Annotated in this window: 14 protein-coding genes; 10 read left to right on the top strand and 4 right to left on the bottom strand. The window is 70.7% G+C overall.

Translation table 11 applies throughout. From position 1 onward, the window contains the following. Positions 1 to 2: 2 nt before the first annotated feature. The gene (locus QSK26_RS37460) at positions 3 to 1,202 is read left to right on the top strand and encodes a mannosyltransferase family protein (protein ID WP_285780093.1); all 1,200 of its coding nucleotides are present in this window, start codon (positions 3 to 5) and stop codon (positions 1,200 to 1,202) included. A gap of 199 nt (positions 1,203 to 1,401) precedes the next feature. Then, on the top strand, positions 1,402 to 2,208 hold the full coding sequence (locus QSK26_RS37455; protein WP_285780092.1) for an SDR family NAD(P)-dependent oxidoreductase: 807 nt from the start codon (positions 1,402 to 1,404) through the stop codon (positions 2,206 to 2,208). Positions 2,209 to 2,327: 119 nt separating this feature from the next. On the opposite strand, the gene QSK26_RS37450 is transcribed toward QSK26_RS37455, so the two are convergent. Beyond that, positions 2,328 to 3,086: a deoxyribonuclease IV gene (locus QSK26_RS37450; RefSeq protein WP_285780091.1), complete on the bottom strand. Its 759-nt coding sequence runs from the start codon at positions 3,084 to 3,086 to the stop codon at positions 2,328 to 2,330. Positions 3,087 to 3,204: 118 nt separating this feature from the next. Here QSK26_RS37450 and QSK26_RS37445 point away from each other — a divergent pair, with 118 nt between their 5' ends. Next, positions 3,205 to 3,390, top strand: coding sequence for a hypothetical protein (locus QSK26_RS37445; RefSeq protein WP_285780090.1), 186 nt, complete (start codon positions 3,205 to 3,207; stop codon positions 3,388 to 3,390). Positions 3,391 to 3,453: 63 nt separating this feature from the next. On the opposite strand, the gene QSK26_RS37440 is transcribed toward QSK26_RS37445, so the two are convergent. After that, positions 3,454 to 3,765 (bottom strand): hypothetical protein, encoded by a 312-nt coding sequence (locus QSK26_RS37440; protein ID WP_285780089.1) that lies wholly within the window; start codon positions 3,763 to 3,765, stop codon positions 3,454 to 3,456. Between the two features lie 248 nt (positions 3,766 to 4,013). Here QSK26_RS37440 and rpsF point away from each other — a divergent pair, with 248 nt between their 5' ends. The 7 genes from rpsF (at position 4,014) to QSK26_RS37405 (ending at position 8,401) form a co-directional block, all read left to right on the top strand. Next, on the top strand, positions 4,014 to 4,304 hold the full coding sequence (gene rpsF / locus QSK26_RS37435) for a 30S ribosomal protein S6 (protein WP_196439166.1): 291 nt from the start codon (positions 4,014 to 4,016) through the stop codon (positions 4,302 to 4,304). Positions 4,305 to 4,384: 80 nt separating this feature from the next. After that, positions 4,385 to 4,945, top strand: coding sequence for a single-stranded DNA-binding protein (locus tag QSK26_RS37430; RefSeq protein WP_285780088.1), 561 nt, complete (start codon positions 4,385 to 4,387; stop codon positions 4,943 to 4,945). Between the two features lie 89 nt (positions 4,946 to 5,034). Beyond that, on the top strand, positions 5,035 to 5,271 hold the full coding sequence (gene rpsR, locus QSK26_RS37425) for a 30S ribosomal protein S18 (protein ID WP_061256131.1): 237 nt from the start codon (positions 5,035 to 5,037) through the stop codon (positions 5,269 to 5,271). Between the two features lie 15 nt (positions 5,272 to 5,286). Further along, a complete protein-coding gene (gene rplI / locus QSK26_RS37420; protein ID WP_285780087.1) occupies positions 5,287 to 5,733 on the top strand; it encodes a 50S ribosomal protein L9 in 447 nt (148 codons plus the stop codon). Positions 5,734 to 5,908: 175 nt separating this feature from the next. Continuing rightward, a complete protein-coding gene (locus QSK26_RS37415) occupies positions 5,909 to 6,766 on the top strand; it encodes an ABC transporter substrate-binding protein (protein WP_285780086.1) in 858 nt (285 codons plus the stop codon). Between the two features lie 46 nt (positions 6,767 to 6,812). Further along, positions 6,813 to 7,661 (top strand): amino acid ABC transporter permease, encoded by an 849-nt coding sequence (locus QSK26_RS37410; RefSeq protein ID WP_285780085.1) that lies wholly within the window; start codon positions 6,813 to 6,815, stop codon positions 7,659 to 7,661. Beyond that, complete coding sequence (locus QSK26_RS37405; RefSeq protein WP_285780084.1) at positions 7,658 to 8,401, top strand: amino acid ABC transporter ATP-binding protein; 744 nt, start codon at positions 7,658 to 7,660, stop codon at positions 8,399 to 8,401. Before QSK26_RS37410 ends, QSK26_RS37405 begins: the two co-directional genes overlap by 4 nt. 6 nt (positions 8,402 to 8,407) lie before the next feature. On the opposite strand, the gene QSK26_RS37400 is transcribed toward QSK26_RS37405, so the two are convergent. Then, a complete protein-coding gene (locus QSK26_RS37400) occupies positions 8,408 to 9,931 on the bottom strand; it encodes an APC family permease (protein WP_285780083.1) in 1,524 nt (507 codons plus the stop codon). A gap of 111 nt (positions 9,932 to 10,042) precedes the next feature. After that, on the bottom strand, positions 10,043 to 11,362 hold the full coding sequence (locus tag QSK26_RS37395; protein WP_285780082.1) for an MATE family efflux transporter: 1,320 nt from the start codon (positions 11,360 to 11,362) through the stop codon (positions 10,043 to 10,045). Positions 11,363 to 11,647 lie beyond the last annotated feature (285 nt).

Here is an 11,647-nt window from a genome sequence, read left to right as displayed (position 1 = left end):
CCGTGTCCTCCCCGCCCTCCGAGACCGCAGCCGCCGCCCGGACCCCGGCCCCCCGGGATAGCTCGGACGCCGCCTTCCACGCCCTGACGCTGTGGGTGGCCTCCCGGGCCGGGATCGTCATCCTGGCCGTGGTGGGCACCGGGGCGCTGCTCGGCGACCGGGCCGCCCCGTCCTTCGTGGACCGCTGGCGGCACTGGGACGCCGACCTGCTGATCAAGATCGCCCAGTACGGCTACGGCGGCGACCCCTCCGCCCCGCCGGACGCCGGGCTGCCCGCCTTCTTCCCCGGAATGCCGGTCATGCTCCGGGTGGTTCACCTCCTCGTGCCCGACTGGACCCTCAGCGGCCTGCTGATCTCGATGGTGGCCGGGGGCGTCGCGGTGGTCGCGCTGGCCAGGCTCGCCGAGTTCGAAGGGCCGCCGGGCGCCGGCTGGCGTGCCGTCCTGGCGCTGCTGCTGTGCCCGACCGCGGTCTTCCTGTTCGCCGGGTACAGCGAGGCGCTGTTCCTCGCGTTCGCCATCCCGGCGTGGCTGGCCGCCCGGCGCGGCGACTGGCTGACGGCCGGGCTGCTCGCCGCGGGCGCCTCCTGCATGCGGATCACCGGCCTCTTCCTGGCCCTCGCGCTCATCGTGGAGTACGCCGGCGGTTCGTGGCGGGCGCACCGGAGGCGGGAGCCGTACCGGACCCACTGGGGCTGGCTGGCGGTGCCGTTCGTGCCCCTGGTGCTCTACTCGGCCTACCAGCACGGGCGGACCGGCGACTGGCTGGCCTGGAACCATGCCCAGGAGGCCGGCTGGGGGCGCACCCTCGTGCCGCCGTGGGAGTCGTTCCTCACCACGTGGCAGGAGGCGACGGGGAACGGGCCGTACGTCTGGGCGTTCCGGCTGGAGATCGCCGGGGCGTTCGTCGGCGTGGCGCTGGTGGGGTGGCTGCTCGCCCGGCGGAGGTGGAGCGAACTCGTCTACGTGGGGCTCCAGGTGGGCGCGCTGGTGTGCTCCGCGTACTACCTGTCGATCCCGCGCTCGGCGCTGCTGTGGTGGCCGCTGTGGCTGGCGCTCGCCCGCGCGACCACGCCGCGCCCCGGGGAGACGAGCCGGAGGTCCCGGCTCCGCCGTTCGGGCATCTGGGTCTACGCCCTGCTCATCGCGCCGCTGATGGCGCTCAACACGCTCACCTTCCTGGCCGGGGCCTGGGCGGGCTAGACCGCCCGGGGCACCGGCGCACCGGCGGACCCAGGCTGGGCCGTGCCGCAGGCAAGGAGAGGGTCGGCGTTCCTAGGAATCCGCCGGGACCACCTGCCGGATTACGCGTCCGTTCGCCGCCAGCGATCGAACAGATGAGCGAACTACCTTCGGCGACGTGGCCCGGATCCGGGCCGTTGACGAGGGAAGGACGGACATCATGGACCTGCGACTTTCCGGCCGTGTCGCCGTGGTCACCGGGGCGTCGAAGGGCATCGGGCTCGCCGTGGTGCGTACCCTGCTCGACGAGGGCGCCAGGGTGGTCGCCGCCTCCCGCAGGAGCGGCGCGGACCTGGACGCGCTCGCCGGGCCCGACCTGGTGCACGTGCCGGTGGACCTGATGGACCCGGAGGCGCCCGCCCGGGTCATGGCGCGCGCGGCCGAGGAGTTCGGCGGGCTGGACATCCTGGTGAACAACGCGGGCGGTCCGCCCCCCGGCGTCAGCCTTCCGCGCTTCACCTTCCTCGCCCCGGATGACGCCGCCTGGCGGGAGATGTTCGAGTTCAACCTCTTCTCCGTGGTCCGTGCGGTGCGGGCGGCGATCCCGCTGATGCTCCGGCGGGGCGGCGGCGCCATCGTCAACGTCTCCTCGGGCGGCGCGCGGCAGCCCGCCCCGATGAACGTCGACTACAACGCCGCCAAGGCCGGCCTGAACAACCTCGGCAAGGCGCTGTCGGAGGAGTACGGCCCGCAGGGCATCCGGGTGAACACCGTCTCCCCGGGGCCGGTCCGCACGGCCTGGTGGACCGAGGAGGGCGGCGCCGCCGACATCATCGCCGCCCAGGTGAACACCGACCGCGACACCGTCATCGCCAGCCTCGCGCCGGAGATGATGAGCCTGACCACCGGCCGCCTGGTGGACCCGCAGGAGGTCGCCGACGTGGTCGCGCTGCTGGCGTCGCCGCGCTCGGGCAGCACCACCGGGGCGGACTACGTGGTGGACGGCGGTTTCCTCAAGGCCGTCTGAGGCTCGGTGCCGGGCCCTTGACCTGGGGCCCGGCGCCCTTACCCACTTTTCGGTCTTGGTAATCCAGGGAAGTTATCCACAGGCTGTGTACGAATCCTGGGCAGCCCTTGGGGATATCCCTACAGGTGCTTCCTGAGGAAGGCGATGTCGTCGGCCTGGCCCGCGCCGGGCGTCTCCACCACGATCGGCGCCCCGGCGGCCCGGCACACGCCGAGGATCAGCTCCGGGTCGATCCGGCCGGCGCCCAGGTTGGCGTGCCGGTCGGCGCCGGAGTCGAAGGCGTCGCGCGAGTCGTTGCAGTGGACGAGGTCGACGCGGCCGGTGATGGCCCTGACCCGCTCGACGAGGCCGACGAGGTCTTCGCCGCCGGCGTGGGCGTGGCAGGTGTCGAGGCAGAAGCCCACGTCGAACCCGTCGAGCGCCTCCCACAGCCGGGCGATCCGCTCCAGCTTGCGGGCCATCGCGTTGCCGCCGCCCGCGGTGTTCTCGATGAGGACGGGGACGCGGCGGTCCTCCAGGCGCTCGAACACCTTGCGCCAGTTGTCGAAACCGCCCTGCGGGTCGTCGTCCTTGCCGACGTGGCCGCCGTGCACGATCAGGCCCTTCGCGCCGAGGTCGGCCGCCGCCGCGAGGTGCTGGCCGAGCAGCTTGCGGCTGGGGATCCTGATCCGGTTGTTGGCGGTCGCCACGTTGATCACATAGGGCGCGTGGATGTAGACGTCGACGCCGGAGTCCCGGAGGTCGGCGGCCTTCTCCGGCACCACGGGACCCTTCCAGCCCTGCGGATCGCCGAGGAAGAACTGCACCACGTCGGCGTCGACCGCCGCCGCGTGGCCTCTTGGGTCGTCCTGGTCGACGTGAGCTCCGATGCGCACCATGCCTTCGAGCGTAGTCGACCCAGGTGGGGGCCGGTCTCCGTTTCGAGGCCCGCCGGATGGGCAGTCGTGACGGGCGAAACCCCCGCGTCACGCGGCTTTTTACCCCCGAGGAGACGACGTGGCATACAGATACCGGAGAGGCGTCAGCCTGGTCGGACTGATCTACATCGCGGTCGGCCTGTACGTGGCCTGGATATACGACTACATCACCCCCGCGCTGCTGCGGGACCTCGCCGAGGCGTTGCTGGCGGTCCTGCTGTGGTTCCTGCCCCTGCTGGGGGTGGATCTCCATCTCAGCGCCTGAGCCGGCACCCGGATCCGTCCGCGGGGCACGCCCTGTGGACGGATTTCTTCGTTGACGGAGCCCTCAGGGCAGGAAGCCGCCGTGGAAGATCCCCAGCGCGACCCCGACGAACGCGCCCACGAGCCCCACGACGTTCAGAGACCGCTGGGGGGTGGTCTCCGAGACGTACTGGGAGTAGAGGCCGATGAGGAATCCGGCGAGCCCCGCCCACGAGGCCACGACGTGCGCGCTCTCGACGAACGCGGTGAAGAAGGCCACGACGCCGAGCAGCACGGTCAGGACGGAGAGCGCGTTCTCCCGGGGATGGGATCTCCCGTCGGTGTTCAGCGACAGCCGGAACGGCCTGCTCGGCGTGGGGTCCAGCATCTGTGGCATGTGCCACCCCCCTAGGGACTGTGACGTACAGGGGTTTATCTGGTGAAGCGTTCCCGGATGGCCCTCCGGCAACCCTGCGTGCGGACCCTGCCTGGGCTGATAGCCTGGGTCGGCCACGTTGTGATGGGTGCCCTGCACCCGCGTCGCGGGATTCCGCCGAGAAGGGGCGCTTCCGCGAAGACGTCGGCATCCTCCTGTCACGGCACGGTGTCGTGACCGCAAGAGTCCAGAGGAGGTTGGAAGTCCGCATGCGTCGCTACGAAATGATGGTCATCCTCGACCCGTCGCTCGACGAGCGTACTGTGGCACCGTCCCTCGACCAGTTCCTCACGGTGGTCCGCAACGACGGCGGCACGGTGGAGAAGGTCGACGTCTGGGGCCGCCGCCGTCTGTCCTACGACATCGCCAAGAAGCCCGAGGGCATCTACGCGGTGATCGACCTGACCGCCGAGCCGGCCACGGTGAAGGAGCTCGACCGCCAGATGAACCTCAACGAGGGCATCCTGCGGACCAAGGTCCTGCGCCCCGACGTCCACTGAGCGGTCCCCGCTTTTTGTCGGACACCGGTCGTAGGCTGAGCCGTAACCGTTAGCAAAGCCCGAGAGAGGCGAACGGAGCCATGGCAGGCGACACCCAGATCACAATCGTCGGCAACCTCGTCGACGACCCGGAGCTGCGTTTCACCCCGACGGGGACAGCCGTGGCCCGGTTCCGCATCGCGTCCACTCCCCGGTTTCTCGACCGGCAGAGCAACGAGTGGAAAGACGGTGAGGCGCTCTTCCTGACCTGCAACGTCTGGCGGCAGGCGGCGGAAAACGTCGCCGAGAGCCTCCAGCGCGGCATGCGGGTCATTCTCCAGGGCCGGCTCCGCCAGCGGTCCTACGAGACCAAGGAAGGCGAGAAGCGCACGGTTTACGAGGTCGAGGTCGACGAGGTCGGCCCGTCCCTGCGTAACGCGACCGCCAAGGTCAACCGCACCGCCCGTCAGGGCGGCGGAGGCGGAGGCGGCTTCGGCGGCGGTCCCGCCGACGACCCGTGGGCCTCCGCCAGCCCCACCCCGCCCAGCGGCGGTGGCGGCTTCGGCGGCGGCGGTGGCGGTGGCGGCCAGGGCGGCGGCTTCGGCGGTGGCGGGGGCGGCTTCGGCGGCGGTGGCGACTACACCGACGAGCCCCCGTTCTAGCGTGACCCTCGCCCTTCGGGGCGATTCCATCCATCCATCCGAAATGACCATTCCCGCCCGCACGGCGGGGCTCTGAAAGGAGCACCACGATGGCCAAGCCGGCACTGCGCAAGCCAAAGAAGAAGGTTTGCCTGTTCTGCCACGACAAGATCTCCTACGTCGACTACAAGGACACGGCGCTGCTGCGGAAGTTCATCTCCGACCGCGGCAAGATCCGTGCGCGCCGGGTGACGGGCAACTGCACCCAGCACCAGCGCGACGTGGCGACCGCGATCAAGAACGCGCGTGAGATGGCCCTGCTGCCGTACACGAGCACCGCGCGCTAAGGGAGGTCCGGACCAATGAAGCTCATTCTCACCAGTGAAGTAACCGGCCTCGGCGGCCCCGGCGACATCGTCGAGGTGAAGAACGGCTACGGCCGTAACTACCTCCTGCCCCGCGGCTTCGCGATCCTGTGGACCCGCGGCGCCGAGAAGCAGATCGCGTCGATCAAGAAGGCGCGTGACGCCCGCGAGATCCGCGACCTGGGCACCGCCAAGGAGGTCGCCGGCCAGCTGGCGGCCCTCAAGGTGAAGCTGAGGACCCGCGCCGGCGAGTCCGGCCGTCTCTTCGGCTCGGTCACCACGGGCGACATCGCCGACGCGGTCAAGGCCGCCGGCGGCCCGCAGCTCGACCGCCGTCGCATCGAGATCGTCAACGCGATCAAGAGCCTCGGCTCGCACCGGATCTCCGTGAAGCTGCACCCGGAGGTCTCGGCCGCGATCGAGGTCGAGGTCATCGCCGGCTGATCGTTCACGGCCGTCCGAGGGGCCCTCTCCCGTGCCGGGAGGGGGCCCCTCCGCCGTTCCCGCCGCCTCCGTGCGCGTTGGCGCTGGTCAGGCGACCGGGCTGGGAGGCGCTGCCGTACACTTTGCACGTTCGTGGTGCAATCCCCCTGGAGGCTGGGTAATGATCCGTCCCTCGATGCTGCTGGCTGTCGGCCTGCTCGCCACGGCGGCGGTCGCCTGTGCTCCGGAAACGACCGGCACGGCGGGCGCCGGAGGCTCGGCCGCCCCCACCGCGGCCGCGTCCTGCGCCAAGGACCAGCTCGCCGTCAAGACGCCGGGCCGGCTCACCATCGGGACCGACAAGCCCGCCTACGAGCCGTGGTTCAAGAACGACGACCCCAAGAGCGGCGAGGGCTTCGAGAGCGCCGTCGCCTACGCGGTGGCCGGTCAGCTCGGTTACACCAGGGACGAGGTCGACTGGATCACCGTCCCGTTCGACGCGGCCTTCGCGCCGGGCGCCAAGAAGTTCGACTTCGACGTCAACCAGGTCTCGATCACCCCGGACCGCGCCAAGGTCGTCGACTTCAGCAAGGGCTACTACACCGTCAAGCAGGCCGTCGTCGCGATCGACGGGTCGAAGTACGCCTCGGCGACCAGCCTCGCCGACCTCAAGGACGCCACGATCGGCGTCCAGGTGGGCACCACGTCCCTCCAGGCGGTCAAGGACCTGATCCAGCCCGCCACCGAGCCCAAGGTCTACAACATGCAGGTCGACGCGGTGAACGCGCTGAAGAACAAGCAGGTCGACGCCATCGTGGTGGACCTGCCCACCGCGTTCTACGTCACCGCCGCCCAGGTGGACAACTCCAAGATCGTCGGGCAGTTCGCCGCCACCTCCGGCGCCCCGGAGGAGTTCGGCCTCGTCTTCGAGAAGGGCAACGGCCTGGTCTCCTGCGTGGACCAGGCGCTGGAGAAGGTCAGGTCCTCGGGTGACCTGCAGAAGATCGAGACCGAGTGGCTCGGCTCCGCGGCGGGCGCGCCGGAGCTGAAGTGACGGCGGACGCGACGGTGGAGCGGGGAACGACACGGGCCGGGGCGTGATGAAGGGGACCGCCGGCCGGGTCAAGAGCGAGCGCCAGGTGGAGCGGGAGAAGCTGCGCAGGAAGCGCGCCCTCCGCTCCGGCTCGATCGCCTCGGCCTCGACGTTCGTCTTCCTCGTCCTCGTCGTCCTGCTGATCACCAACTCGCCGGGCTGGGACCGGGTCAGGGAGACCTTCTTCAGCTGGGAGGCGTTCACCGAGGCGCTGCCCGACGTGGTCGCGGGATTCTGGACCAACATCCAGATCTTCCTCATCGCCGAGCCGCTCATCCTGCTGATCGGCCTGCTGATCGCGCTGGTCAGGGAGGTCAAGGCGCCGGTCTTCTTCCCGCTGCGCGCCCTCGCCGTGGTCTACGTCGACGTGTTCAGGGGCGTGCCGACCCTGCTGATCATCCTGCTGGTCGGCTTCGGGCTGCCCGCGCTCCAGCTCCAGGGCGTGCCCAAGGACGAGATCGCGCTCGGCGTGATCGCGCTCACCCTCTCCTACAGCGCCTATGTCGCCGAGGTGTTCCGGGCCGGCATCGGCACCGTGCACCCGAGCCAGCGCTCGGCCGCGCGGTCGCTCGGGCTGAGCCACGGCCAGACCATGCGGCACGTCGTGCTGCCGCAGGCGGTGCGCAGGGTCGTGCCGCCGCTGCTCAACGACTTCGTCTCGCTGCAGAAGGACACCGCGCTGGTGTCCACGATCGGCGTCATCGAGTCGTTGCGGCAGGCGCAGATCTACGCGAGCAGCAAGTTCAACTACACCCCTTACCTGGTGGCCGCCCTGTTGTTCATCCTGCTCACGATCCCGATGGCCCGGTTCACCGACTACCTGGCCGCGCGCTCCGAGAGGCGGCGAGGGGCATGACGCTGCTCCGGATCGAGAACGTGTGGAAGCGATACCACGACCACGACGTGCTGCGCGGCGTCGATCTCGCGGTCCGGCCGCACGAGGTGGTCTGCCTGATCGGCTCCTCCGGCTCCGGCAAGTCCACGCTGCTGCGCTGCGTCAACCTGCTGGAGACCGTGGACGACGGGGTCATCTATCTCGACGATCAGGACATCACGGCCGTCCGGACCGACGCGGACGAGGTGCGCAAGCGCATCGGCATGGTGTTCCAGGCGTACAACCTCTTCCCGCACATGACGGTGCTGGAGAACATCTGCCTGGCCCCGCGCAAGGTGCACAAGGTGGGCCGTTCCCGGGCCGAGGGCGACGCCCGCGACCTGCTCGCCCGGTTCGGCCTGGCGGACAAGGCGAACGCCTACCCCGACCGGCTGTCCGGTGGTCAGCAGCAACGGGTCGCGATCATCCGCGCGCTGGCCACCCAGCCCCGGCTCATCCTGCTGGACGAGGTGACCTCGGCCCTCGACCCGGCCCTGGTCACCGACGTCCTCGGGGTGATCAGGGAGCTCAAGGAGGGCGGCATGACCATGATCCTCGCCACCCACGAGATGGGCTTCGCCCGGGAGATCGCGGACACGGTGTGCTTCCTGGACGGCGGCGTGCTGCTGGAACGCGGCACCCCGGAGGAGATCTTCACCGCGCCCCGCGAGCCGCGCACCCGGGAGTTCCTGCGCAGCGTCCTTGAGTCGCGCCGGCTCTGAGGCGGCTCACCTGCGGTGCCGGCCGCGGTCCGGCATCCTGGGCGGGGCGCCGGGGGCCAGCGCGCTGCGCCGCCTGCCGTACGCGAGGTAGGCGAGGAAGCCGGCGAGCATCCAGGCGGCGAAGTAGAGCCACGTCATGAGCTGCAGGTTCAGCATCAGCCACAGGGTGGCCGCCAGCGACAGCATCGGCACCACGGGGGAGAGCGGCACCCGGAAGCCGCGCGGCAGCTCGGGCATCGTACGGCGCATCGTGATCACACCGGCCGCCGTGAACAGGAAGGCGAACAGCGCGCCGATCACGACGAGCTGCTCCAGGGTGAGCACCGGCACGGTCTCGGCGAGCACCAGCGCCACCAGGCCGGTGACCAGGGTGGCCCGGGAAGGCGTGTGGTAGCGCGGGCTGAGTACGGCCAGGCTGCGCGGCAGCAGGCCGTCGCGCGCCATGGAGAAGAGCACCCGGGTCTGCCCGACCAGCAGCACCAGGACGACGGTGGTGAGCCCGAGCACCGCGCCGACGTTGATGACGTGCACCATGAACCCGGCGCCGACCTGGCGGAAGGCGTCGGCCAGCGGCGCGGCGGGGTCCATCCGGTCGTAGGGGACCAGGCCGACCATCACCACGGCGACGGCGATGTAGAGGACGGTGGCCAGCACGAGGCTGCGGATCATGCCCCGCGGGATGGCGCGCGGCGCGTCGGTGGTCTCCTCGGCGGCGGTGGCGATGAGGTCCCAGCCGACGTAGGCGAAGGCGATGGTGGGGGCGGCGGCGAAGATGCCGAGCCAGCCGAAGGTGTGCGCGTCGCCGAACACCGCGCCGAGCACGGTCGAGGTGAGGACGCCGTGCTGCGCGACGGGCGGGCCGACCGGCGCCGGGATCACGCCGTCGATGTTGGCCGCGTCGAAGTGCACGGCGCCGAGGACGATGACCGCCCCGATGGCCAGCAGCTTCGCCACGACGATCACCCACAGCGTGCGCAGCCCCACCCGGGCGCTCATGGCGACCAGCAGGGTCAGCCCCACCACGATGACCAGCGTGAACAGGTCGAATCCCTGGGACTGGCCGACCATCCCGGCGAGCGGCTCCGGCAGGCGCACGCCGAGGTCGCCGAGCAACTGGGCGGCGTAGACGGACCAGGCGCGGGCGACCACGGCGACGGCGAGCTGCATCTCCAGGATCAGCGCGCAGCCGATGATCCACGCCCACACCTCCCCGAAGATCACGTAGGTGAAGGTGTACGCGCTGCCCGAGGTCGGCATGGTGGAGGCCAGCTCGGCGTAGCAGAACGCGGCCAGCAGGCTGGCGATCCCGGCGATCATGAAGGAGAGGACGACGCCGGGACCGGCCACGGCGGCGGCCTGGCGGCCGGCGATGCTGAACACGCCCGCGCCGATCATGACGCCGAGACCGAGCACGATCAGATCGCCGCGCCGGAACACCTGCGGCAACTCGTGCCTGGCACCGGTACGCAGTCCCGTCGCGTCCGCGATCGGCAACCTGCGCAGCATCGACGGCGAACGCTGAGCTGACACGAGACCTTCTCGGGAAGATGTACGGCTGTTGGCTGGGGGACAACCTTCTCTCGAACCATCGTGGACCGACAAGGAGCCACATGTAGCCGTCAAATGCTGAAAACCGGCATGTCACGCCCCTGTGACGAGCCAGGCGGTGCCGTACGCGCGGGCGCCCAGGGTGACGAGGCGGGCGGCCATCCACACGCCGAGGGCGAGCCACAGCGCGACGAGGCCGCCGCCGAGCGCCACGACGAGCAGCGCGGCCGGCAGGTAGGCGAGGGTCGTCCACACCCCCGCCCAGGCGAGGTAGCGGCGGTCGCCCGCCCCGATGAGCACGCCGTCCAGGACGAAGACGACCCCCGCGACCGGCTGGAAGAGGGTGACCGGCCACAGGACGGCCAGCAGTTGCGCGGCGACGACGGGCTCGGCGTCGAACAGCCCCGGCAGCAGCGGCCCGCAGGCGAGCACCGCCGCGCCGAGGACCGCGCCGCTGCCCACCCCCCACAGCACCATGCGCCGGGTCGCCGCCCGGGTGGCCGCGACGTCGCCGGCGCCCAGGGCGCGGCCGGTGATCGCCTGTCCGGCGATGGCGATCGCGTCGAGGGCGAAGGCGAGCAGGGTCCAGATCTGCATGGCGATGGCGTGCGCGGCGATCTGCGCGTCGCCCATCCTGGTGGCCACCACGGTGGCGATGACGAGCACGACGCGCAGGCACAGGGTGCGGATGAGCAGCGCGACGCCCGCGGTGCCGGCCGCCCGGATGCCGGCCAGGTCCGGCCGCAGCGGCGCGCCGTGCCGCCGTGCCCCGCGCACGACGACGACCAGGTAGACGGCCGCGCCGAGCGCCTGGGCGAGTACGGTCCCCCAGGCCGAGCCGGCGATGCCGAGGTCGAGCCCGAGCACGAACCAGGCGTTGAGCACGGCGTTGAGCGCGAACGAGCCGATGGAGACCACCAGCGGCGTGACGGTGTCCTGCATGCCGCGCAGCACGCCGGTGCCGGCCAGCACGACGAGCAGGGCGGGTGTGCCGATGAGGCTGATCCGCAGGTAGGTGACCGCCTGGCCGGCGAGATCGGCCGAGGCCCCGAACACGGCGACGATCTCCGGGGCGAGCGGCCAGGCCACGACGATGATCGCGACGCCGATGGCGAGCGCCAGCCAGAGTCCGTCGATGCCCTGGCCGAGCGCCCGGCGGGTGTTCCCGGCGCCGATCTGCCGGGCGACCGACGCCGTGGTCCCGTAGGCGAGGAAGACGCACAGGTTCACCAGCGTGGTGAGCGCCGCCCCCGCCACCCCGAGCGCGCCGAGCGACGTGGTGCCGAGGCGGCCCACGATGGCATAGTCGGTCAGCAGGAAGAGGGGCTCGGCGACGAGCGCGCCGAAGGCGGGTACGGCCAGCCGCAGGATCTCCCGATCTTGTGCTCGCCCTGCGGGGGAGGTAAGGGGCATGTCTCCATTTTGCCCATTACGTGTAGATGATCTAGACCGGGTTCGGCGTGTCGGGTCCAGTTTCTTTCATCCACAGCCGGTGGAAACTGTTCTCGCAGCTAGAGCGGGGATTTCGTGATCTGTGGATGAGTTATCCCCAGGCTCGTCCCCAGGCCCTGCACACCTTGGGGGCAGAACTGCACACCTTAGCCACAGCCTCATCCACAGCCCGCATTGCCACGTGGCTCCCGTGGCGCGAAACTGTCTCACCGGTCGACTACAAACGGGGGTGGGGCGACCGCCGGA

The organism is Microtetraspora sp. NBRC 13810, assembly GCF_030268685.1.
Classification (GTDB): Bacteria; Actinomycetota; Actinomycetes; order Streptosporangiales; family Streptosporangiaceae; genus BSRQ01.
Note: the sequence above shows the minus strand (reverse complement) of the source record. Positions and strands in the feature narration are given on the sequence as shown.